This window comes from Commensalibacter sp. M0133 (genome assembly GCF_016101485.1).
Lineage (GTDB): Bacteria > Pseudomonadota > Alphaproteobacteria > Acetobacterales > Acetobacteraceae > Commensalibacter > Commensalibacter melissae.
This window is the reverse complement of record NZ_JACFQI010000001.1, coordinates 107,508-132,411: the sequence shown is the minus strand read 5'-3', so window position 1 is coordinate 132,411 and position 24,904 is coordinate 107,508. Positions and strand designations below refer to the sequence as shown.

Below are 24,904 nucleotides of genomic sequence, written 5' to 3'. Positions count from 1 at the left end.
ATAAATTATTATTGAAATTACCCTAATCAATAAATGATTATTCGTCAATAAAACTATTAATAAAAAGTTCAGATTTTTTAATAATTCTTTGCAAATATTGCGTGTTTCTGTCTATTCTTGAATTAAAAATACAAGTTTGCTGCACTGGCGCTAAAATTCGATGTGAAAACCATGTTTCCTGACGCTTAATGTATCGTTGCGTATTCTTTACAGCCTGTTCAACGGCCTCGTTAATAGAAATCCTGTTATTAAGATAAGCCATAAACTCTGGAACTCCATGAGCTCTGGACAAAGGACATGACAAAGACGGTTTTTTTTCCGCATAAAGTTTAACCTCTTCCAGTGCACCTTCATCAATCATCAATCCAAAACGATTAGCTACGGCTTGACGTAAAACAGAACGCTCAGGTGCAAGGCGAATAACAATAAAATTACAATCTGCACCAGGTAAATGCGCATGTTTTTGCCAATATCTCAATCCTTTCCCACTTGATTTCCAGACTTCCCATGCTCGAGCAATTCTTTGAGAATCATTAGATTTTAATTCCTCGACCGATTCAGGATCTTCTTTGGCCAATTCATTATATAAATCCGCTAGTTTTCCATCATTGACCAACTGACGTGCCTGTTTCCTTATTGACGGATCCGGTTCAGGTATCATGGCAATACCATGAATTAAGGAATGAAAATACATGCCTGTTCCACCACATAATACAGGCAATTTGTGATTTTCCCATATTTTCTGCAACTGATTAAGTGCCTGTTGTCGCCACCAACCAACATTACCCGTTTCATACCAAGGCAACACCCCATATAAATAATGTGGAACTCGTTTTTCATCCTCAAAAGAGGGACGAGCGGTTATGATACGTAAATCAGCATAACATTGCATTGCATCCGCATTGATAATTGATCCATTTAAACTTTGTGCAAGCTGTAAAGCGAGGAAAGATTTACCTGAACATGTTGGACCGGCAACAATAACCGCCCAATTTTTTTTTTCCTGCCGCAATTCATTATTTAAAGACCGTGATTGAAGCACCGCCTGTTCCATAAGCGTAATCCATGTTTTGGTTTATTCATAATAATTGAATCACTAATTAGTTATAAAACAATTCCCTGAAAACCGCTTTATATAATTAAATTTCAGAAGTTCTTGTTTTTATGAGAAATATCATTAAAAGTTAACCAAAATCAAATTGATCTGAATTCATTATGTTAAAGCCCCAATCTTATCACGGATAATTTTATGTCCTTTATTTTTACTTTGGTAACACCACCCTCATTGCTTAATCAATCAATTATAGATCGAGTTAGACAGAAATTCTCATATCTGAATTATCAATGGCTTTCTCATGAAGAAGCGATAGATTTTATCGCTCCAGCTTCCATTAATAATCTAACCGGAGCTCTGGCACTTTATCAAGATATAAAAAAATCGCTGGATATTGATGAGGCAGATTTTTTTATAACCTGTTCCACGCACAGAAAAAAAAGGCTTTTAATAGCTGATATGGACAGTACTATCGTGAAAAATGAAACACTTGATGACCTGGCTGCCGAAGCAGGAATTGGCGATCGCATTTCTGCAATAACCGAACGTGCCATGAATGGTGAGCTTGATTTTGAAACAGCCCTAAAAGAAAGAATCGCCTTGTTGAAAAACGTTTCTATAAATTTTTTGGAAAAAACCTGGAATAAAACAAAACTCAATGAAGGGGCAAAAATTCTTATAGCTACAATGAAAAACCATTATGCGCATACAGCTTTAATTTCCGGAGGATTCACCTATTTTACCGAAAAAGTAAGCCAGATTTGTCAATTTGATGAAAATCATGCAAATCAATTAAGTTTTCAGAATAATATGCTTGATGGAAAGGTTATTCCTCCAATTCTTGGAAAAGAAGCTAAATTGAATCATCTTCAACGCCTTACAAAAGAACTTTCCTTGTCCAATGATGAAACAATGGCAATTGGCGATGGTGCCAACGACCTGCCCATGTTGAGTTCTGCAGGATTAGGTATCGGTTTTTATCCCAAACCGATTGTTGCTGAAAAAATTATAAATAAAATTCAGCATACCTCGTTACTATCCGCTTTATTCGTTCAAGGTTACAAACGTAATGAATTTACGTCATTATAAAATGTAACATTTTCCATACAAAACAAATTTTTGATCAAATTTACTCTATGATAATTTTGTATTTCTCTTCCTTCATGATCGTGACAAGTAAACCATACAAATTTAATATACTAAATGCAGTGGAATAAAGAAAAACATTCAGCTTATCAAACTGATAACTTTTTATTTAATCAGCTTATACCCTATATAGGGAATAAACGAAAATTATTGGATTTAATTCATCTTGGTATGTCTAAAACTAAAGGTTCGCCAAAAAATGGATTGTTTATAGATTTATTTTCAGGCAGCGGCGTAGTCAGTCGCCTTGCAAAAAAAATAGGCTATCGCGTATTTTCCAATGATTGGGAACCTTATAGCCGAATCCTCAATATTGCTTCAATACAGATACAATCTTCTCCCAAATTCTTCAATGAACAATCCTATGAAGATATTTTGCTGTATCTAAATAATCTGCCACCGATACAGAATTGGGTAACCTCTCATTTATGTCCTGAAAATGATGACCAATATGATTTATCCAAAGACCGGCTTTTTTACATGCGAAAAAACGGTTTAAAAATTGATGCAATACGTGAAAAAATATTCGAATGGGAACAAAAAGATAAACTTAGCGAAATTCAATTTGCCTGCCTGCTTGCTCCACTACTTTATTGTGCGTGTTATCATGCAAATACAAGTGGCGTTTTCAAAGGCTTTCATAAGGGATGGGGCGGACAAACAAAAACCGCCCTTTATCGTATTGCGGGAGATTTAAAGCTACAACCTATACAATTTTTTAACAATCATCAGGAAAATTTAATTTTTCAAATGGATGCGCAACTTCTTGCTGAAAAATTACAAAATATGAATTTACCCGATTACTCAATTGCCTATTTAGATCCACCCTATAACCAGCATCCATACGGATCCAATTATCATGTCCTGAACAGTATTACCTTATGGGACAAGCCTAATATATCCAACAAAATTTCCTGCCGGGATAAATCTGCAATTCGTAAGGATTGGAGAAAAGACCGAAAAAGTGCTTATACCATTCGCAAACAGGCAAGTGATGCTTATAATACACTTCTTCAGACTCTGCCTACACAATGGATAATGACTAGCTATAGTACAGATGGTTTTATACCTTTGGAGGAAATGATACGCCAAAACTGTACAATTGGCCGTGTATCAATTTTTGCAAAAATTTATAAACGTTATCGTGTCAGCAGCCAGCGTTATTCTCATAAAGCCAATAACGTAGAATTTGTAATTCTAACCAAAAAAGGAAAAAAAACAAATCAATCCAGTGAAATTCTGACAGAAAAAATTTTTGAATTGGAAAAAAATATGCGTTTATCGAACAATAGAGATAAAAACAAAACCATTTATTGTTTTTGAAAAACAAATATTAAATATTATATAATAATCATTATCTAATCAATTTAACTAAACCGTTGATTATTCAATAAATTACATTCTGAATTAATTTTTAAAAATGAAAAACTATAAAAATTATATAATTTATTTTAAGTCTTACTTCCTAGCATAGAAGTAAGACAATCTCTAAAGATTTTATCTCATTTTTTATAATCTTTATAATGGCACTTTAAAAAATTTGATGAGAGCTTTTTTACAGGCTAGTACAGCCGATTTTTCCGCTTTTGTTAAATTCTCCAAAAGTTGCTGACGATTGTCTGCCTCCTCAATTTTAACAATACTGACCAATTCATTTGCATTAATAGCTTCCCCTTTATTCCGTTCCTGAGGGAGCTGAGCCAAATGAAATTGAATTAGCTTACTGTTATCTAAATTGTGAAAGGCATTTTTAACTTCCAAATTTGCAATTTTTTCTTTTTCTTTTTTATCAAGTCGCAAAATATTTGGCGGATTAACTTCTTCAGGAATGATTAGCAAACCCAATTTGCGACATAAAATTCCAATTTTCTGACTTGAAGTCATCCATACTAGAGGAATTGCCAATAATAATCCCAGCAATACAGGTGTCATCCATAAAAATAAAGAAAAAGAAACTGCCCAGGCAGCTGCACCCATTAAAATACCAATAACTGTATGTGGCCAATAATCCCGAATAACATCTTTTAAAGGAATATAACCGACATCTCTACGTTGGGCATTCCATCCTGAATCATATCCCAACAATATTGACGCTACCGCCGCGGTTTGAATCAACATCGCAACAGGTGCAATCAATCCACCAACAAGCGTTTCAATAACAATGGAGAACAAAGCCTTGATTTCTCCACCGCATCCTTTTCTTAAAAAAGGATTGGCCAAAAGGGCAATCCACGCTAAAAATTTAGGGGCCAACAAAACAAGCATAGTTAAAATAAAAACATATTCAGCCTGAACTGGATCAACCTGGGGCCAGTGAGGAAATAATACGCGATCCGTTGTACTGAAATATTCCGGTTTCATAAATAAAGCCTGTAGTGATACCAGAATACCCGCAAGCAAAAATAACAGCCACAATGGTGACATTACATACGCTCCAATACCTGTTATCATATGTATACGACTTATCCAGCTCAACTTTTTTGTTGGAATTATCATGGCATGCTGCAAATTCCCCTGACACCAACGACGATCACGGATAGCAATATCAGTCAAGGAAGGCGGACTTTCCTCATAGGAACCCTGTAATGCAGGAACCATATGAATGGCCCATCTCCCCCTTCTCATCAAAGCCGCCTCAACAAAATCATGACTCATGATCATGCCACCAAAAGGTTTTCTCACTGCCGGAAGATGGGGCAATCCAGCCTGCTCGGCAAAAGCCTTGATCCGTATGATCGCATTATGTCCCCAATAATTACTTTCTGACCCGTGCCACCATGCTAAACCATAAGCAATAGTAGGACCATAAACCCGTCCGGCAAATTGTTGCAACCGCGCAAACAACGTTGTGCCATTGACAATAACCGGTAAAGTTTGAATCAATCCAACTTCTGGGTTTTCTTCCATAGCTGCACAGATTCTTACTATCGTGTCCCCTTCCATCAGGCTATCCGCATCAAGAGTCAACATATGTTCATAGGCCCCACCAAAACGTCGAACCCATTCCCCCAAATTTCCAGCCTTACGATCGGTATTTTCAAAACGGCGTCGATAAAAAATCTTATTTAGACCCTTTGTTTCTTCAATCAGGCGTAAATAAGTTGCCTCTTCCTCAACCCATACATCCGGATCGGTAGTGTCCGATAAAATGAAATAATCAAAGTGATCATCCTGACCAGTCGCTTGAAGACTGTTAAAGATTGCTTTCAAACCAGCCAAAACACGATGTGGATCCTCGTTGTAGGTAGGCATTAGCACTGCTGTCTTATTACGCAAATTAGGAATTTGTGCTTTGGGATCGATATTTAGCGAAAGACCTCCCTTTTGTTTCAATTGCTCAAAAAATCCTCCAAGTGATGAAACAAAAGAAAAGGCAATCCATAAAAACAATACTGTAAAAATAATCAGAATAATAACGCCAAGGGAATTCATGCCTGTGCTGTTAAACACTAGATTCATTTCGTAGGAGGCGTACGCCGTTAATAAAAAAGATAATAAAAAAACAAACAATCTTCTAAAGAAAATTGTCTTTGGTTCAGTTTTCATTCTTTTAGAACGATTATGAATATTTGGCCTTGAAAATAAATTTTGCACAGGCATTTCAATAGGAGATTCTGGAGGAAGGGCAGCAAATTCAAATTTGTCAGCTGTTAAGTCCTGGAATTTGATTTCATTCAAATCATTTTGCAGATGACAATGATTATTGACCTTTAATTCAACCATAAGTATTTTTTTCTCCTATTTAAAATACCCGAAGCCTAACTTACAAATATAAATATTTCAATAGACTGGAAACAAATGCATCCAAGAAGTTGATTATAAAATCAATTTACTCATACATGGATAAATGATTTTTGAAAATAATAACCGTTTCTTATACCTACCTAAAAAAAATCCCAAGCTTTTCATGCTTGGGTTATTAAACAATAAATTTCACAAATATGTTACGGTGTCCAACGATAGGTCCATTGTTCGGAAATTGGTTGATCCCCATCCATTAAAACACATTTCAATTCAGCCATTTTGGCCCCTTTAGGATCGAACTCAAAAGTCGTTCTCCATTTATGCAAATTTGTATCTGAATACATGCTTATATTGCTAATTTGACCCGTGGAAGAGGATACATTGACATGCAATTGTTTGTCCGATGAATAACCGTTCAATGGACCATCAAAAAAATCTATACAAATAAATCTTACATCCGGTTTATCAACAACTGCCCCTATTCTGGTTGCAGCAATGCGAGATAAGGATGTTGTCCATGGATTATCCCATCCCCAATATAAACGGTAAGTAAAGGTATATTCTTTTCCTTCTCTAAAAACTTCTTTGGGGCGCCAGAATGCCACAATATTATCATTGACTTCACTGGGGGAAGGTATTTCCACCAAATTGACACTACCCGCTTGCCATTCACCCACGGGTTCAACCCAGGCGGTTGGTCTTAATTCATAATGCAAAGACAGATCTTCATACTGGCTAAAGGCATGTTTACGTTGAATTAGGCCAAAACCCTTTAACGCGTTATCAACAAAAACAGAATATTGTAAATCAACTGGATTGGTTAAAGGTCTCCATATTTGTTGTCCTGTACCCGTCCATATAAGAAGACCCTCACTGTCATGGGCGGCAGGACGCCAATCATCAATGTGATTACGATCATTGGCATCAAAATAAAACATGCCAGTCAGAGGAGCAATTCCGCCATTAGAAATTAATTTACGAGGATAGATATGGGTTTCAACATCGAATATTGTCATATTACCTGGGCGAATTGTAAAGCAATATGCCCCGGTTAATGAAGGGCTGTCCAGCAATGCATATATAACCAACGATTCAATGCCGTTTTTAGGCTTGACAATCCAGAACGCCCGAAATAGAGGAAATTCCTCTCCTTGTGGATCCGCGGTTCCCTTAGCAAAACCACGCGCAGACAAACCATATTGTTGACCTTTGGCTATCGCCCTGAAATAGGATGCACCTAAAAATACTGCAAATTCTTCCATCGTTTCCGATTGATTGAGTTTGGTCATCAATTTCAGGCCAGAAAATCCTAAATCCTGATCAATTTTGTGTTTAGGATCCGCATAGGAAAACATGTCAGAATGATATTGAACAGGCTTGGAAACCCCATCAATTACCTCATAAATATCTATACGTGGTCGATATAAAAAACCTCTCGGAAAGAATTCAATAGCAAAATTTAAATTTTCATTATTCCATAAAGCTCTTTCATGGCGGAATTCAATTCCCCTAAATCCATCAAAATCTAGTTTGTCAATCACATCTGGCAAATGATCATCAGGTGCCTTATACGCACGTTGCGCCATTGATTTTGCCAATTGTCTTACCGTAGTTTGATCAAATGGTTTTCCCTGATCCACAGAATTATGTTCATCTGCTTTTGCAAGAGATACTGGGGAAATATTTGTTATTCCACCAACTATTCCAACCAAGGAGGCTCCTGCTGTAGTACGCAAAAGATCCCGACGAAATACCACGACTTATTCCTTATTCTTCTGTTACAAATTATCTTTACACGTTTTAAATTTATAAACGAGTAAATACTAGATAAAATCAACATTAATTACAATTAAAAACAATATAACCGTATAGACAGATAAATATAAAATATTTCGTCTGCACGACTTTTTTTCTACAAAACATGATGCAGACTGATATAATTATATTGATTTTTCAGCCAAAAGATTATTTGAATTACATATAAATATTTGGTCTTACATAAATAGATTAATATTATTACCGAAATACTGTAACAAAAATACCGTTTTCAAATCAACAATTTTATTTTCTTTGATCCATTCAAAGGCCAACGTCAATTTCATTTCCAATATTTCAATATTTTCGCCTTCCTGTCGTAATCCACCACCCTTTTGATCTTGCTTATCCACGGAAGCGATAAAATAATATAATTTTTCTGTTGTGATTCCTGGCGAACTATACAAGGCAAATAAATGGTACAACTGATTTATATGCCAACCTGTCTCTTCTTTTGCCTCTCGATAAGCAGCTTGATAAGCCGCTTCCAATGGATTTTTTTTTAAGGGATCATAATCTGATGAATCTATGTTGCCTGCACATACTTCTATAACCGGACTATTATCGTCACCTCTTGCAAGAACAGGTGCCCGCCATTGTGAAGTTAAAATAATGTTTCCATTATTATGACGAAATAATAAAACCGCAACACTGTCATTTACTCTTAATATTTCACGCTTGATAGACTTTTCATTACCATCCGAATATTTCTGAACAGCTTCTGCTCTATCAAGTTTAAAATGTCCTTTCCATAAATTTTCATAATGTTTAATAATAAGTTTGGACATTAGTCAAGCTTTCTAATCCACCATTTGACCGGTTTTTGTCCCAATTCATCAACAATATCATCATCTTCCATAATCTCAACAGTCTCAATTTCATTTGGTTTATTAAAACTGGATGTCACACTCTTGAATTGTTCTGAAAGTTGAATATTCAATTTTTCCAAATTCTCGACTTGTTTTTGCATCAATGACATTTTCTCGACAAGTATTTCTACATGTTTAAGAATGGTTTTGAAACTATTTTCATCTTTTTCGTTTGTTATCGATAATTTTCGGTTATATTTTGACAGTTTATCATCAACAGAAAAATCTTGAAAATATGTTTTTCTAGAAAATTTTTCTGAATTCTGTTTTTTAACAATTACACCTTGATCCCTGATAAACCGTCTTTTAGGAAAATTATCATTTCCTTTTTCTTTCACTGTCTTTTTATTTGTAGAATCCCCTATACTTTCCAACGCCCTTTTAACAGCATCTATATCAGTTATATTCGAAAATTTTTCTTCTTTATTATCAGTTCTCATTAAAAAAAATTCCCACTTTAAAAATCATGCTTATTATTAAGTATAAATATTTTTATTGGTTTATATTGGTTATTAAGTGATAAATTCTAGAGATAAATCTCTAGAAAAATTAATATTTTCGATTTTTTAAACAAATATTTAAGTTTATTTCGCTATTTACAATGAATTAATAAACTTAATTATTATTTTTTGACTTATACGTTTTTATTTAGTATTACCTAAAAAATTAATATATTTTGCAATATTTATAAAATACTTTTAATATAATTTTGTTTTATAATTAATAATACACAATTTTTTTTATTATTCTTTTAACCTCTTTGCCATCTTAAATCTTTATATTATTTTTTTATACTTAATTCATAAATAGTTTTTTTTCAACTCTTTAAATCGTATAAATAAGGTGAAAAATGGAATTCCAAAGAAAATTTTTATTTATTAATATTTCTCTCGCCTTCGGGGCACTTTACTGTTTACTGGCAGTTATATTTTCTTCACTTACCTCCCATTTACCAGATCAATATTTCATTAATGATGGCAGAAATATGAGTCGAATAGCGGATAATATATTATTCATTCACGGATTAGCCTTGATATCAGTTTCCATATTACAAAAAATATGGAAACTGAATTTACATTTTTTTCTAATCGGATGTATATTTACGCTAGGATTAACTTTGTTTTGCTCAGGTGTCTTTTACATCAGTTTCACCGGTTCTCATCCATTTTTACCCATAGCACCAATCGGAGGTACTCTTCTTATTTTTGGTTGGCTATATTTAGCGATTTTAGCTCTATTTCTTAAATAAAATTATTATTATTGCCATTAATTATTATCTAAAGAATTTTCTTTCATTTTAAATTCTTCTTGTCTCACAGTTGATAATTCATGAGATGCCAAATTATTAGTTATTTGATCAGCCTGTAATGCAACAGCTTTATACAAATAATTCTTGGCATCTGTATATTCTTTTAAAAATCGGGCACTTTTGCCAGCCCTTATATATAAATTGGCAGCCTGAATCCGATCACCTTTTGATTCATAAGCCATAGCCTGAATAACAAGCGCCCTAACCATTGCTCTATATTCAATTTGTTGACGACGGCTTACCTCTACAAATCTTGACGTGGTAATAGCATCATCATATTTCCCATTTCTATAATTCAACAATGCATGCAATTCACCTTGATCCGCTTTCCAACTATCCTCTTTTCTTGCATTTTTATCTTTTAGAATTAATTGATCAAGCTTTTGAGAAGCTTTAACCAACAGGGAAATATTATTTTGATCGTTAGCAATCAATCCTATGAAAAAATAAGCCCGTTCCCGTATATCATCTTGCGACGTTTGTAGCGCATTTTGTAAAAGTCTCAAAGCCTCGTCTTGACGATGCAACCGGTATAAAATAGCTGCTTCAACTAAATCCAGTTGAGGACTATTTTTTTCGTCTCTAATATATAATTCGTTACGGACAGCCTGAACAGTTTCATAAGCCTTCTGCATATTATTCATATCCAACTGAACAACAGCCAAATTATAACCTGCATTTTCAATATCATTCTGATCATCACGGGTTAAAGCTAATTGATATGATTTTAGATAATTCATTTCAGCCTGTTTTAACCGATTATAAAATACTCCCTGTTTGGCAACGTCCATAGTTCGTTGCAAAGGCTCATCTCTAGGCGGATCATTTTGTGTAACGCCGCATGCTGCCAGAAATAGAAAACCTGTAAGACAAAACGGAATCTTTCCTAAATTTCCTATCATGGTCTTACCTCTCTTGCATGTAGACGTTTTGTTTTATGAGGCGCTTTTCCATTTCCACCCAATATCCACATACTTTTCAGTTGTATAATCAATCGTTGTAGATCACCCATTGTTGATTGCAATTGAATCATCATATCCGGCAACTCTGCCGTTGCATCTTGAACATTTTTAGCTATCGGTTTCAAAGAAGGTGAAGCCTTGCTTAAATCTCTGGAAACTTTTTTGAAATTAACCATGACCTTATCAGAATTTTTAACAACATGATTAATATTATTTTCAATCGGTTTCAATTGTTCAATAACATTGTTGATTGTTTGAACCATATTTTCAGCTCTTCTGATTAATTCATCATTATTAACCAAACGACCGACTGTTCCACGCCCCTGTTGAATTCCCTCAACTGTCATTTCAAGTGAAGCCATCATATTTTTTGCACTATCCATAATTGGAACAATACGTTTATGAATTTGCAATACCATTTGTGAAATCTGGTCTGCAGGATTAGGCTCTGTCTTCGCCGACAAAACAGCATAACGCCAATTTAGCGGCGTACTATACCCTCTTGTTATAGAAACAAAAGCGGCACCTGCTACGGCAAATTTACGTTTGATGGTGACTGTACTATCTCGTCTGATAAAAGTTCTGATCTGGGGATCCAGCATTGCTATTGCTGTTAAACCACCATCAGAATTGACATTGATTTTTTGTATGGTCCCCGCATTAATACCGAATACCTCCACATCATCTCCAACCGATAGATTGTCAACACCTGTTTGTGGCAGGATAATATTCAGTTGTGCCGCAGGGGTAAGCCAGTCCCGTAATACACCAGCTTCAATAATTGCACCAATAAATGCCAATAAGCATAAAAGAACAAGACCACCTGTCCACTCATTGGCATATCTTAGCTGAAATAACTGTCGCGCTTTTGTGTATCGTTTGCTGTTAAACATTTTATTTTATAACCGTATCATTCATGCAATTAAGGATAAATATTCTTATTGATTTTCCAATGTTAACCCTTTTTCCTGCAACCGCATCCAATGCGTCACCCGTTCCCTATAATAATTCCACAAAGAAAACTGTTGTGTAAAGCAAATAACACCGGCCCCTTTATTTTGTGCCGTATTCAACATTTCAAACAGTGGGAATAACAAATCTTCTGAAAATCCTTCAAAAGGGTGCTCCAATAAAATTAGATCAGGGTTTCCCAACAAGGCCCTCACACATGCAGCCCTATGTAAATCTACCGGCATCATATGGCGAGGCGTATCCATGGGAAGACCAGGCAAACCAAAAATTCGACATAGTGTCAAAGCCTGCTTGGTCAATTTATCGATAGCTAAAGAGGAATGATGCAACATTGGCATCAAGATATTGATTGCGACAGGATACATATCAACCCAACCACCCTGTTGAAATATACGACCTATTCTTCCCCTTAAGGCAGATAATCTTGGCTCATTCAAAGAAGACCATTCCATCCCCTCAAATTTGACACTTCCTTCATCTAACTTGACAATACCACTACATAAATCTGCTAAAGCAGTTGATAACTCCATACTGCCCGTTTCAACAATGATACATTCGCCTGCCCGCAATTTTAAATTGTATGGCACATAAGGCAACGCGCTTTCTTCAAATGAAGGTTTGGCGTTATCTATATTCAATAATATTTTATCCACCATCACTAAAATCCTATTGTAAATAAAATATTAACCACCATGATGAGCAAAATACCGCGCGTAAAACCTTTGGGCAATAACGTTGCAGGATCATCTGTAACTTTGACATTCATACCAGTGACACAAGAACCAACACCAATCAAAAAACCCATAACGATAAATTTTGAGGGTACCAGAATATAATCCCATCCCGTCATTGCGGCGAGGATATTACTGTAGAACATCCAAATGGAATCATGCATTGTCCCCATAAAATAAGTTACCAGGTAACCCATGAATAACGAGATAATACCAAAAACCATTCCCAAGGTAAAACTGGCAATAGTAAAAGCCCAGGCTCTTGGCACTACAATGGTTATAAAAGCATCTATTCCCATAGACGTAAAAAATTTAAGCTGTCCACCCATTGCTAGTAAACTGCATTCCGTTACGGTCAGAATGCCATTTCTTCCTAATAAAATCATTCCCACCAGCACCGGGGCCAGTTCTCGAACCAGAACTGTAACCAGAATGGGTCCAGTCATTTTGGTTAGTCCTGCTGCGCCAAGCCATGAAATCGCTTGAGAAACCACAGCCAAACCCGCAAGACTAGCCGTAAAGAAAGTGCTGAAAAATCCACCGCCAATGGCCAACCCTACCATTCTTTTGAATTCATACTTTACTGTCCTGCGCCATGTTAGAGGGGAGATGCTTTCAACCAGCACTCCCCATGAAACTGCCAGAACAGACAAAAGAAACCGAAAATAACTGCGCGTTGCTGAACCAATTACATTCAGAACAGGCTGCATGTACCAGAAAATAACAATTCCGATTTTTCTGAAAATCGAAAAGAAACCCGGTTCTACAGTTTTCAAACGTTGATATAATGTTTGCCCCTGTTCAGCTTCACGAATACGAATGGATTCCATATATCGATCAACATCATGAATACCATTATCATTCAAACTCGATAAAATCGTTTCGACCTGTTTATCCGATCTGGGAGCACTCTCCCTTTTGGTATACTGGTCATTATTATTTTGATAATCGTTCATCGTCTGCCAGCAAGAATAAATATATCAGCAACACCCATATCAGGAATAAAGAAATTTCCTCTTGATCTGAACAGGAAATCGTTTCTTAAAGCCGCATAGGCTTCTTGTGTCACTTGAATCGTTGCATCATCTTTAGCCATTTGTGCCATCAATGAAGACATTCCGACCACGGGCCCCCATAATGCAAAAGTTTTTGCGTCCTTGCCAAACCAGGACCCGATTGCTGGACCAACATCTATTCCAATCCCAAATGTAGAACTTGTATATTTATGGGGGATAATCTCCAGACAGGCCTCTCGCATATCTATTGCCGCTTGGGCCAATCTGATCGGGGCGGTAATGTCTGGCTCCTTTGAACATCCCGTCACAGCAATCAGATGACCGCCCATAATTCTTACGTAGAAAATACCATATTTCTGTGCGATTTTCTCCAATACAATGACTAAATTTTTGACAGGTTTGATTAATTCCACCGTATGCTGAATATCAGAAGACAAAAACCCACTAAATGAAATATCCATCATCGCAACAGCAGGATATATGGTTTGTTCGCCTTGTTTATCAAATTGACCAAAATCAATTTTATTTTTTGAAAACTGACCCGGATCTATCAGATAATCATGATTAATATCTTTTTCCGTATTTTCCAAATCATCTTTGACCGTTTTTTTCAAAAATTCTTTCTGAGAAGAAACTTTACCATTTTCATAGTGTAGTCTTTGGTGTTTGCCAATCTGGTCAAATTCAACTTGGGCCGCAACAAAACGCATTGTAACCAGCCCAGCAAAAATTTTTGTGATATGATTTATATTATAAAGATAAGGCGTATCCTCAACCAAAATTGCCCCTATTGTTCCATTTTTACCTAAAACAGGGGTAATCATCAGCGATCGATTAGAAACAGAGCTCATAAACAGTCGATATAATGCAGCCGTTCTCTGATCATGTTCAGCATTGTCCACAACAACTGTTTCACCTGCATCAAGCAATTCAAAAAAATTGGGTAATTCCGAAATAGAATATTCATATCCACCAGCATGATTATCTTCTGTCCGATCATATATATCATTGCAAATCAAGGATTTATGATCAGTTGAAAAATGCCAAATACTGACTCGATGTGCAGAAACCAGCTTGCAAAGTTTTTCGGTAAGAATAAGCGCTTCATTTCTCGGGTCAAAAACTTCCGGCGTTGAGGCTACCATCTCGATAGCATCACTTTCCTGTTCAACCACATTTTGAATGTGCTGGAAAAGCAGACCAAGTTTATCCATACGATGTCCCTGATAAATCAGTAATCCCGCCATTGATGCGGCCAATGCAACAACCAACAAGGAAAAAAGCAGATTCTGCTTTGCACCTGAAGCTACAAAACCAGAAAAATCTTTTTCTGGTATAACAATCATGATAACCCATTTCTGTATTGAATCAGGTAATCTGGAAGTTACGCAAATATAATTGCCAGCGACTTGTTTCTGTTTATCAATAATATTTTTTGAATTTTTTTTCTGATCCTGTCCCTGACCAAGATCAGGTTTTTTTTCCATTTTAAAGGAATGAATGCCAGAACCTTGGATCTGAAATTGATCATATGCCCTAGCAATCACGGGATTTACCGCAGGATTTATTTTTGAATCTTGGGGATTCCATTCATTTCCAACGAAATAGGTCAATAGATTGGGAGAGGCAATAATATGACCAGTATTGTCAATGATTATGATCCGCGCATTATTGCTCAGTTTTATGGAAGCCAAAAATTTCGTCAATTCTTGCAAGGAGATATTCATTGCAAAAACATTTTTTTTCCCATCTTTATCCACAAAAGGTATAGATGCCGTCACCGCCAAGCCTTTTTTTGTTGGCATCAAAACAGGTGATGACCAAGTCAATTTATTATTTTCAACAGCTGTATGATACCAGGCACGTAAACGAGGATCATAGGCGTTGGCTGGCATATAACGTGTTTTAATAACCTTTTTACTGTCAAATACGTGATATTCCTCTAAAAAACGTCCACCTTTTTGATCTGGCTCCAATGTTATAACCCTTACTTGGTCAGGATGATCAGGAACACGTTCAACCATATTGAAACGACCGTCACTATCAGCCAAGTAAAAAGATTCAGCCTGTTTCGTACGATGTAAACTGCTCATCGCATAACTATAAAACATTCCCCATTTATATTCGGATGGAATATGACTTAACATATCAACCGCCAATCCCCCACCCTTGGTGGCTGGATTGAGATAAGACAATATTTCTTCGGAAATCCTAGATTGTTCGGTCCGCAAAATCACATGTGATAATTTTGAAATCCCAGCTTTTGTCGTGTGATAAGAATGAAGGGTCACCCCAACCACAACAAAAGAGACCAAAATAACCCCAAGCACGGGAATACCAATTCGCAGAAAAAAACGCCACAAACGATTTACTGGATTTTTGGTTGGATCAACAATTTCACCAGCAGGCACCTATCATCCCCTTGATTTAAACCATTCAAAATTTTTATTATTTTAAATAATTAAGTTAGCAAAATCCATATTCTATATGAAAAAATAACTAACATAAAATAAATTATAATAGACTGATATTATGAATCATCATAATTATAGCTGTTACTATATATTATATAGCTGTTACTATATATTAGTTTGCATAAATTACCAAATTTGCTTATTAAAACAGTTAAAAAACTTATGAAGCTTAGCATTGTCATGATAGCAAAAGTATTTTAACATAAAAATAGATTTGCAAAATCAATATATTTCTCAACAATTTATTATCATAACATTGAGTTTTCTATGGCTTTATATTCAGTATTGTTTGTCTGTTTGGGTAATATTTGTCGTTCCCCCATGGCTGAAGCTGCTTTCAGTCTAGAAGTCAAAAAAAGAAAATTGCCAGTTTCTGTTGATTCTGCTGGATTAGGAGCGTGGCATATTGATCAACCCCCAGATCCGCGTACCATACATGAGGTCATGAAACATGGAATAGACATTCGCCATTATCTTGGAAGGCAAATTCAGCTACAGGATTTTCATGATTTTACACATATAATTGGCATGGATCATAAAAATATCGTTCAATTAAAAAAATTGGCACCATATGATACAGATAGTAAAATAAAATTATTGCTTGATTATATTCCCAATCATCAGAATGAAGAAATTTCAGATCCCTATTACAAAAATCAAGATGCTTTTTCACGAACATGGTCTCAAATAAACGAGGCTTGTCAAAATCTAGCAAATTATTTTGAACAGCAAATATCATGAATATTTACCCTCCCTCTGCCCTCATTTCCATTGCGGAAAAATATCTTAATGACAAGATAGAACAAGCACAACCCTTAACCCAGGGTGATGTTTCCGAAACATTCCATATCATAACAAAAAACAAGAAAAATTATGTGATCAAAAATGGTGCATCTCCTCAAAATGAGGGAAAAATGCTTAAATTTCTTGCAAGTAATGGCATTGATGTTCCAAAAGTCATTCTTGCCAATTCAGAAATTTTAATTTTGGAAAGAATTAAGGAAACAAATTCTTTTTCCTTGGAAACATGGTCCAATCTTGGAAAAATGTTAACCAAACTTCATAACATCCATAACTCCAATTATGGCTGGGAGGACAATTATGCTTTTGGAACAATCAATGTCATCAATACACCCTCATCTAGTTGGGTAAAATTTTGGGGTGAATGGCGTTTGGCATGTTACCTGTCCCATTTACCGGTAACAACTGCCAAAAAAATAGAACATCTTGTTATCAAACTTGATGACTTTTTGCCTGATCATCCTATAGCCAGCCTCCTTCATGGAGATTTGTGGACCGGTAATATCCTTGCCCATTACAATCAACCCTATTTAATTGACCCAGCCTGTTATTATGGCCATAATGAAGTTGATATTGCCATGTTAAACCTTTTTGGTAATCCTTATGACATTTTTTATCAATCTTATAATCTTCTTGAGAAAGGATGGCAAAAACGTTTGGCAATTTATCAAACATTCCCTTTGATTATTCATTACATTCTTTTTGGAAATTATTATTTACGAATGCTGAACAAGATTCTTGATGATCTAAAAATATAAATTCAGATGTTTTTATCTTTTATTCCATCATATGCACAAAAAATCCGTAAGGTGTAAATGGTAAAATCATCAGCCTGATTAAACCGATATTTTATACGTAACATTTAATTTATATTGAATTAATTCATTAATAATCTATTTACTAACATAAATAAATTTAAATACGAAACTATGAATAAATTGAAACAAGATAACCTAAACACTATAGACTTATCCTGGTGGATTATAGTCATACTTGGCCTGTTGACTGCGATTGGTCCCCTTGCAACAGATATGTATCTTCCCGCCTTTCCTCAGATCAGTCAAGATTTGGCAGGTTATGGCAATGGTGCAGCCCAGATCACCTTAACGGTATGGTTTATCGGCTTAGCCATTGGTCAATTTACATCTGGTCCGATATCTGACCGATACGGACGTCGGGCTCCTCTATTTTTAGGCATGTTACTTTTCACTTTAGGTTCGGCAGGTTGTGCAATCTTTTCAAATTTTTATCTTTTTTGCTTATGCCGCCTTCTTTCATCGCTAGGAGGTTCAACCGCCATGGTTGTTCCTCGAGCCATGGTAAGGGATATTGCCACCGGAAAGAAAGGCATTAAAATAATGGCGCAACTGGCATTGGTTGGTGCGATTGTTCCTATTGCAGCACCAACACTTGGTGGTCTCATTGTTGCCAAATTTCCCTGGCGCGTCCTATTCTGGATAATGACAATCTACGGCTTTTTGGGCACTGTTTCAGTAATAATAATGCTTCCTGACACTTTACCCATTAGATACCGCATTCAATCCTCTATCCGATCAATTTTATGGCGATATATTCGCATTGTTCAAGAACCTGTCTTTAGTTCAAACACTTTGATAACCAGTTTTGGACTTTTCATGATATTTGCCTATTTGAGCGGTACACCTGACATATTGAGTAATGTTATGCATTTTTCTAAATTGCAGCTAGCACTTTGGTTTGGTATCAATTCCGCTGTAATTGCCGGTTGTAATCAGCTTAATGGTATTCTAATCAACAAATTTAAACCAAGCTTTTTGACAAACTGTGCGGTAAATGTAGCATTTATCGTTTCAATCCTGTTTATTATTCTTTGCTTTTTACCACTACCTCATAATTGGCTAGGCATTATATTTGTTTGTTCTCCAATTGTAATAATCATGGGATGCCTAGGATTTATTTTTCCTAATTGTACCATATTTGCCTTTACCCTACATGGAAGAAAAATAGGAAGTGCGTCCGCATTATTGGGAACCATTCAATTCATTCTTGGTGCATTAAGCAGCTGGATCATGGGTCTTTTGCCACAAGATAACATGCTCTACGTAGCAATTGGTGTTTTTATAGGAGTATTGGGATTCTTTCTTTGTAATTTATGGCGTCAATATGTGACATGCAAAATTATTTCAAAAATGCAAGAAAGAGTAAGCAAAGGAAATAATAATTTTGATCGACTTATCAAAGATTTGAAATAAAAATACCCATTTAAAATGGGTATTTAAAACTATTCAGATAAAATCCTAAGTTAATTGCAACGCTTTATCAGAAAAATCATGCAATTTATTATAAGTTCCTGCATCTTTTTGAAGTTCCTGTTCTTCAGCAGGGAATATTTCATGCAATTTCTTGGCCCATTTTCCCTGGACTTGCTCAGGAAAACATTTTTTAATCAGGTTCACCATAATTGAAACTGATACAGAGGCACCAGGAGAGGCACCCAATAAAGCGGCAAGGGATTTATCACTGGATGTTATAACCTCGGTACCCATTTGTAGGATTGGTTTACCATATGGATCTCTTTTGATAATTTGAACACGCTGTCCAGCAACCTGAAGTTTCCAATCTGATTTTTTTGCCTGGGGATAGAAACGGAGTAAAGCATTAATACGATCGTCCATCGTTTGTGTACTCTGGCGAATAAGATAACGAATAAAGTCAATATTATGTATCGCCACAGATAATAAAGGTTCAATATTTTCCAAACGAACCGATGAAAGGAAATCAAAATATGAACCCTTTTTTAGAAATTTAGTTGTAAATCCGGCAAATGGACCAAATAGGATTGATTTATTACCATCAATGACACGTGTATCCAAATGTGGTGCCACAACAGTAGGCAATCCTTCCATGGATAGGCTGTAAACCTTGGCATGGTGCTGTTCTACAATCGTGGGATTATCACATCGTAACCATTGACCGCTTACTGGAAATCCACCCAGTCCACGTCCTTCAGGTATGCCGGATTTCTGTAACAATAATAGCGCTGCGCCACCTGCACCTATAAAAACGAATTTTGATAAAACAATATTTTCGTAACCACTTATCCGATTTTTATATTTTATTTCCCAAACACCATTAACCCGTTTTATATCAACAACCTGCTCATCATATTGAATGGAAACGTCATCATATTTTTCAAGTTGTGCCAATAATTTACGTGTCAAGGCACCATAATTGACATCTGTACCGCCCTTCACACGTGTCAATGCAATTTTTTCACTTGCATTTCGACCATTACCAACCAGCGACGCCCATTCCTTAACTTTTTGATGATCTTCAGTGAATTCCATTTTTGCAAATCCTGCAAATTCACGAATTTTATCATATCGATGCTTTAAAAATGCAACATTATCAGCCCCATAAACAAAACTGCAATGAGGTACTGGATTTATAAAATCCCGAACCGTTGTAAATTTCCCTTGCTCGACCAAATAGCTCCAAAACAAGCGTGAAGTCTCAAATCTGGAATTCGTGACAATTGCGCGGGTTAAATTTATTTCCTCCCCCTTAATAAAGGGAGTGTAATTCAATTCGCACAAACCAGCATGACCTGTTCCCGCATTATTCCATGCCGCTGAACTTTCATCGCCACCTTCGGAACATCTTTCTAAAATGGTAATTTTATAATCAGGATTAAATTCTTTTAATAATGTGCCCAACGTAGAGCTTACAATGCCAGCACCAACAAGGACAGCATCTTTGACTTCATGCATAGATATATTTTTCATTTGATCAACATATTTTAATAACTGAAAATTATTCACTATTTTTATTTATACGACACGTTATCTAAATAACCTATTAATTTATGATAATATTTTCGAGAACTGATCAAATCAAATAATGCAGAAATTATTTCAAATTAAATTTAAATTATTATTGTTACAATATTAACAATCATTATAAATAATCATTAAATATATTCATAAATAAAAAATATTATAAAGTATTGATGCAATTATTTTGAAGCCGATCAATGCTGTTTTTTTGTTTGAAAAGCAATTTTAAACACTATATTTTAATTTTATTTATTATTTAATCGCCAATGAATATACGGACTTTGCAATGTCAAATAATAATCAGATTTTACCAAAAGAACCGATCCTTGATCTTGGCCCTGTAAAGTTTTCACAAAATATCAAACTTGCCGTGTTGGATATTCTGGAAGGATTTATGAAATGGAGGTTAAATTGTAAATTGGGTTGGACAGATATTAAATTACGCTATCGGGGATCAATTCTGGGACCTTTTTGGATCACCATTATAATGGGAAGCAAAATTGCGACTATTGGTTTTCTTTATGCATATCTTTTACACATTAATATTCATGAATATCTTCCCTATGTTTCCCTTTCCGTGGTTTTATGGACTTTTATAAGCACTTTAACAATTGATAGCTGCACAATATTTACCAATTCTGAGAAATTGATTTTATCCACACGTCTACCCTACAGCGTATATGCATGGCGAAGTATCATCAGTAATTTCCTAATCCTTATCCATAACCTATTAGTCATTGTAATTGTCTTCTGCATTCTAAAGGTCGTGCCCTATACCCTATATCTTTTAATTCCCTCTGGTATATTATGGACACTGGATAGTTTGGCTATTTGTTTATTAATCGGTATTCTAGGCACCAGATTCAAAGATGTTCCACCTATTATAGCCAGTATAATGCAAGCTTTGTTTTTTATAACTCCCATTATCTGGAAGATTAATTTCATTCATTTCAACAAAAACTATATGCTTCTGGATCCACTTTACCCTCTGTTTGAAATTGTGCGCGCACCTATTCTTGGAGAATATGTGTCTTCATCTATCTGGTTTGCTGCGATTGTTTACAGCCTGATATTATGGGTAACCGCAATTTTCATTTTCAGTAAAACACGTTTTCGCATTCCCTACTGGATTTAGATATCATGCCCAGTATTACCGTAAAAAATCTTTATATATCTTTTCCTTTATATCATGAAAATATGCGTAATTTACGAAAAATCACCAATATTTTCCTTTCTGGACGTCTTAGCGAAGACAAACATAGAAAAATTTATGTTCAAAGCTTACGCGATATAAGCTTTAACATTAAGGGTGGAGAAAGAGTAGGTTTGATCGGTACAAATGGTGCCGGAAAAACAACTCTTTTACGTACGATGTCAGGAATTTATGAACCGGTAAGCGGTCATCTTCGTATTGAAGGTCATATTAGCTCATTATTAGATCCATCAGTTGGAATGAATCCTGAATTAACAGGAAGAGAAAATATACGATTAAGATGTTATATTGATGGTGTTCCCCATAAGCAGATGAATGAAATCGAAGAAAAGGTCATTGAATTCTCTGAATTAGGACCCTACATTGACTTACCGGTAAAAACCTACAGTTCTGGCATGAATTTGCGATTGGGTTTTGGTCTCATCACTGCAATTGATCCACAAATCCTATTAATGGACGAATGGTTCATGACAGGTGATGAAGGATTTATGCTCAAAGCCACGCACAGATTGGAAAATATCGTAAAAAAATCACAAATTTTAATTATTTCAACTCATTCGCCGCAAATTCTTATAAAATGGTGCAATCGGATCATATGGTTGGAACAGGGATTTTTGAAAATGGATGGAACCCCACAGGAAGTTTTACCGGTCTATCTTAACAAGCCTGTGGACGAACTTTTTAGGTAAATATCTAAACAAGAAAACCTTTTCATTAAACAATCATGAAAAGGTTTTATACTAAATTATTTGATGATTTTATTTTTTTTCACGTGGTGGTCTTGAATTCGCCTTGGCAACTTTCTTGCCCCAAACAACAAGATCAGGAGAACAATCTTGAGGATCAATAGCAACCTCGATTAAAACCGGACCTTGTTTATGATTAAGCGCTGTTTTCATCGCATCAGCCAATTCTGCGCCATTTTTAGCTTTCAAACCAAGTCCATGACCATCTTCGGCATTAAACGTGTTGATGATATTCGCGTAATCCCAATTTTTAACACGATTGTAAGGACCGTCATGAATTTTGACCTCAATCGTATAACCCTGGTTATTAATCAAGATAATAATGACGTTCAAATTATGACGAATCATTTGAGCAACTTCTTGAGCTGTCAATTGAAATGAACCATCACCGACCATCACAATATTTCGACGTTCAGGGGCACTGACTGCATAACCAAAAATTGCCGGAACAGACCAGCCAATATGTCCCCATTGCATTTCTGATTCAACACGAGCTCCATTAGGAAGCCTGTAATGCATACCATGAAACCATGAATCCCCTGTTTCAAGGAAAATCGTTGTATTATTGTCAATAATTCCTTGAATTTGACGTGTTAGTTCAACTGTTGTTAAAGGTGCATTACCTTCTGCAACGGCAACAGCTTTTTCAGCATGATGCTTAGCCTTGAAAGCTTCCAATGCAGTTGAATTCTTTTTGATAAGAGGTATGATGTGTTTTAGAATGTTTTTTAGTTTGAAACCGCTGAATTCTGTTTTTGCTGCACGTAAATGATGCGGAGAAAATAGAATATCCTTATCCTCATCGTATAAATGGGAAGTCCATCCAACCGTTGAATAATCGTTGAATACCGCGCCAACATAAATACGACAATCGGAATTCTTGATATATTCCTCGACACCAGGTGAACTGATTTCACCCCAGAAAGTTCCAATATAATGAGGATCTTCCTCAGGGAAGAAACTTTTCGCATGCGCCATAGTGGCCACAGGACATCCTAAATGTTTGGCCAATGCAATCACTTCTTTTTCTGCAGCTGCAGCACGTGTTTTATTGCCAACTACAATAACAGGATTTTTGGCATTGTTGATTTTTTCCAGACAAGCTTTTGCTGCAGCCTCCAATGAATCAACATCACTACTTTTTTCATAGGTCAGACTGGTGATTGGTCCCGGTCTTGCACAAGGCAAATTAACAATATTACAAGATAATTCGATATATACAGGTTTCTGATGATATAAAGCCTGACGAATTGCATGGTCAATCAAGGCTGGCGCTGTATCGGCATGTGTTATTGAGACAGCCGCAACCGTGATATATTTGGCCATTTCAAGCTGATATGAATAGTCATAATGACCCGTTGTATGGTGTAAAATGTGTCCGCTGCCATAATCATTGTTATTAGGTGCACCAGAAATCAAGATTAAAGGCAAATTCTCAGCTGCAGCACCCCCAACAGCGTTAAATGCACTAAATGCACCAACACTAAAAGTTACAACGGCAGCTCCCAGTCCACGTGAACGAGCATACCCTTCGGCTGCAAATCCACAATTAAGCTCATTGCTGCAATAAACCTGTTTTAATTCTGAAACTTTTTCCAGTTCATCTAATAGTATAAGGTTATAATCACCCGCTACTGCAAAAACATGGTTTAACCCAAGTTGGGCAAGCCGTGTGGCAAGATATTGACCAACAGTGTATACCAATGAATTTCTCCTGATAATGATTTAACTATTTATTTGCAAAAATTATATCCAATACTTTTGCTATCAATTTTTTTAATATGTGCCTCAAGAAAGAACAAAGAACTCGACTGAAGCACTATCAAATAATTGTTACCAATTTATCATACTGCAAGAGGCAGATCAATCCAAACTTTACAAATCTGGATGCATTAAGCCTTACAAAAACTAGAAAAAATATACTTTTTTAACTATTATTTCTTTTTTCAAAAGGAAAATAATATAATACAAAAAATTATACCATATTAAAGAAATTATCTATTTATCTATGTTAAAAAAATTAATTTAAAATATTTTTTAAAATTGTTGTGAAAATATTGACAACGTCATAAACATATATTTGTATTATATTTACATACGTTTAAAATACTGAATTATAAGGGGATTTGATATCCATCATTCTTTGATGGTGAGCCGGGAGGGATTCGAACCCTCGACCATTCGATTAAAAGTCGAATGCTCTACCAACTGAGCTACCGGCTCTTAGAAAGTCCGCT

Annotated in this window: 20 protein-coding genes and 1 tRNA gene; 8 read left to right on the top strand and 13 right to left on the bottom strand. The window is 35.7% G+C overall.

Going from position 1 to position 24,904, the window contains the following annotated elements:
• Positions 1-37 precede the first annotated feature (37 nt).
• Positions 38-1,054 (bottom strand): tRNA (adenosine(37)-N6)-dimethylallyltransferase MiaA, encoded by a 1,017-nt coding sequence (gene miaA / locus H3T46_RS00595; protein WP_155569113.1) that lies wholly within the window; start codon positions 1,052-1,054, stop codon positions 38-40.
• Between the two features lie 195 nt (positions 1,055-1,249).
• Between miaA and serB the strand changes: the two genes are divergently transcribed.
• The gene (gene serB, locus H3T46_RS00590) at positions 1,250-2,143 is read left to right on the top strand and encodes a phosphoserine phosphatase SerB (protein WP_198197117.1); all 894 of its coding nucleotides are present in this window, start codon (positions 1,250-1,252) and stop codon (positions 2,141-2,143) included.
• 114 nt (positions 2,144-2,257) lie between these two features.
• Positions 2,258-3,523, top strand: a complete 1,266-nt coding sequence (locus H3T46_RS00585) for a DNA adenine methylase (protein WP_155569111.1) — start codon at positions 2,258-2,260, stop codon at positions 3,521-3,523.
• Between the two features lie 195 nt (positions 3,524-3,718).
• On the opposite strand, the gene mdoH is transcribed toward H3T46_RS00585, so the two are convergent.
• From mdoH to H3T46_RS00565, 4 genes are all read right to left on the bottom strand, one after another.
• Complete coding sequence (gene mdoH, locus H3T46_RS00580) at positions 3,719-5,923, bottom strand: glucans biosynthesis glucosyltransferase MdoH (protein WP_198197116.1); 2,205 nt, start codon at positions 5,921-5,923, stop codon at positions 3,719-3,721.
• A 221-nt stretch (positions 5,924-6,144) separates the two neighbouring features.
• Positions 6,145-7,701, bottom strand: coding sequence for a glucan biosynthesis protein G (locus H3T46_RS00575; RefSeq protein WP_198196326.1), 1,557 nt, complete (start codon positions 7,699-7,701; stop codon positions 6,145-6,147).
• Positions 7,702-7,938: 237 nt separating this feature from the next.
• Positions 7,939-8,547: an NUDIX domain-containing protein gene (locus tag H3T46_RS00570; RefSeq protein ID WP_198197115.1), complete on the bottom strand. Its 609-nt coding sequence runs from the start codon at positions 8,545-8,547 to the stop codon at positions 7,939-7,941.
• Positions 8,547-9,068 (bottom strand): hypothetical protein, encoded by a 522-nt coding sequence (locus H3T46_RS00565; protein WP_198197114.1) that lies wholly within the window; start codon positions 9,066-9,068, stop codon positions 8,547-8,549. Before H3T46_RS00565 ends, H3T46_RS00570 begins: the two co-directional genes overlap by 1 nt.
• Positions 9,069-9,478: 410 nt before the next feature.
• On the opposite strand from H3T46_RS00565, the gene H3T46_RS00560 reads away from it, so the two are divergent.
• Entirely contained in the window at positions 9,479-9,877 is a 399-nt protein-coding gene (locus H3T46_RS00560; RefSeq protein WP_198197113.1) for a DUF423 domain-containing protein, read from the top strand.
• A 17-nt stretch (positions 9,878-9,894) separates the two neighbouring features.
• Here the strand turns inward: H3T46_RS00560 and H3T46_RS00555 are convergent, their stop codons facing one another.
• Genes H3T46_RS00555 through H3T46_RS00535 form a run of 5 tightly spaced genes read right to left on the bottom strand, consistent with a single transcriptional unit; the run spans position 9,895 to position 16,029 of the window.
• Entirely contained in the window at positions 9,895-10,839 is a 945-nt protein-coding gene (locus H3T46_RS00555) for a hypothetical protein (protein WP_198197112.1), read from the bottom strand.
• Positions 10,836-11,792, bottom strand: coding sequence for an MlaD family protein (locus H3T46_RS00550; protein ID WP_110438851.1), 957 nt, complete (start codon positions 11,790-11,792; stop codon positions 10,836-10,838). The genes H3T46_RS00555 and H3T46_RS00550 overlap by 4 nt, the downstream gene beginning before the upstream one ends.
• A gap of 45 nt (positions 11,793-11,837) precedes the next feature.
• Positions 11,838-12,527, bottom strand: coding sequence for an ABC transporter ATP-binding protein (locus H3T46_RS00545; RefSeq protein WP_110438850.1), 690 nt, complete (start codon positions 12,525-12,527; stop codon positions 11,838-11,840).
• A 2-nt stretch (positions 12,528-12,529) separates the two neighbouring features.
• A complete protein-coding gene (locus H3T46_RS00540; protein ID WP_155580265.1) occupies positions 12,530-13,558 on the bottom strand; it encodes an ABC transporter permease in 1,029 nt (342 codons plus the stop codon).
• On the bottom strand, positions 13,555-16,029 hold the full coding sequence (locus H3T46_RS00535; RefSeq protein WP_198197111.1) for an adenylate/guanylate cyclase domain-containing protein: 2,475 nt from the start codon (positions 16,027-16,029) through the stop codon (positions 13,555-13,557). The genes H3T46_RS00540 and H3T46_RS00535 overlap by 4 nt, the downstream gene beginning before the upstream one ends.
• A gap of 330 nt (positions 16,030-16,359) precedes the next feature.
• Between H3T46_RS00535 and H3T46_RS00530 the strand changes: the two genes are divergently transcribed.
• The 3 genes from H3T46_RS00530 to H3T46_RS00520 all read left to right on the top strand — a co-directional run bounded on the left by H3T46_RS00530 (position 16,360) and on the right by H3T46_RS00520 (position 19,124).
• Positions 16,360-16,833 (top strand): low molecular weight protein-tyrosine-phosphatase, encoded by a 474-nt coding sequence (locus H3T46_RS00530; protein ID WP_155567965.1) that lies wholly within the window; start codon positions 16,360-16,362, stop codon positions 16,831-16,833.
• Complete coding sequence (locus tag H3T46_RS00525; RefSeq protein ID WP_198197110.1) at positions 16,830-17,651, top strand: fructosamine kinase family protein; 822 nt, start codon at positions 16,830-16,832, stop codon at positions 17,649-17,651. The genes H3T46_RS00530 and H3T46_RS00525 overlap by 4 nt, the downstream gene beginning before the upstream one ends.
• 171 nt (positions 17,652-17,822) lie before the next feature.
• Positions 17,823-19,124 (top strand): multidrug effflux MFS transporter, encoded by a 1,302-nt coding sequence (locus H3T46_RS00520; protein ID WP_155580261.1) that lies wholly within the window; start codon positions 17,823-17,825, stop codon positions 19,122-19,124.
• A 45-nt stretch (positions 19,125-19,169) separates the two neighbouring features.
• Here H3T46_RS00520 and mqo read toward each other — a convergent pair whose 3' ends face one another.
• A complete protein-coding gene (gene mqo, locus H3T46_RS00515) occupies positions 19,170-20,657 on the bottom strand; it encodes a malate dehydrogenase (quinone) (RefSeq protein ID WP_155580260.1) in 1,488 nt (495 codons plus the stop codon).
• A gap of 337 nt (positions 20,658-20,994) precedes the next feature.
• Here mqo and H3T46_RS00510 point away from each other — a divergent pair, with 337 nt between their 5' ends.
• Together H3T46_RS00510 and H3T46_RS00505 are read left to right on the top strand one after the other, a co-directional pair.
• Positions 20,995-21,843, top strand: coding sequence for an ABC transporter permease (locus H3T46_RS00510; protein WP_155565280.1), 849 nt, complete (start codon positions 20,995-20,997; stop codon positions 21,841-21,843).
• 5 nt (positions 21,844-21,848) lie between these two features.
• Positions 21,849-22,610 carry an ABC transporter ATP-binding protein gene (locus H3T46_RS00505; RefSeq protein WP_198197109.1) on the top strand — a complete coding sequence of 254 codons (762 nt, stop codon included), beginning with the start codon at positions 21,849-21,851 and terminating at the stop codon, positions 22,608-22,610.
• Positions 22,611-22,679: 69 nt separating this feature from the next.
• On the opposite strand, the gene H3T46_RS00500 is transcribed toward H3T46_RS00505, so the two are convergent.
• On the bottom strand, positions 22,680-24,371 hold the full coding sequence (locus tag H3T46_RS00500) for an alpha-keto acid decarboxylase family protein (RefSeq protein ID WP_155580258.1): 1,692 nt from the start codon (positions 24,369-24,371) through the stop codon (positions 22,680-22,682).
• 443 nt (positions 24,372-24,814) lie between these two features.
• Positions 24,815-24,890, bottom strand: a tRNA-Lys gene (locus H3T46_RS00495).
• Positions 24,891-24,904 lie beyond the last annotated feature (14 nt).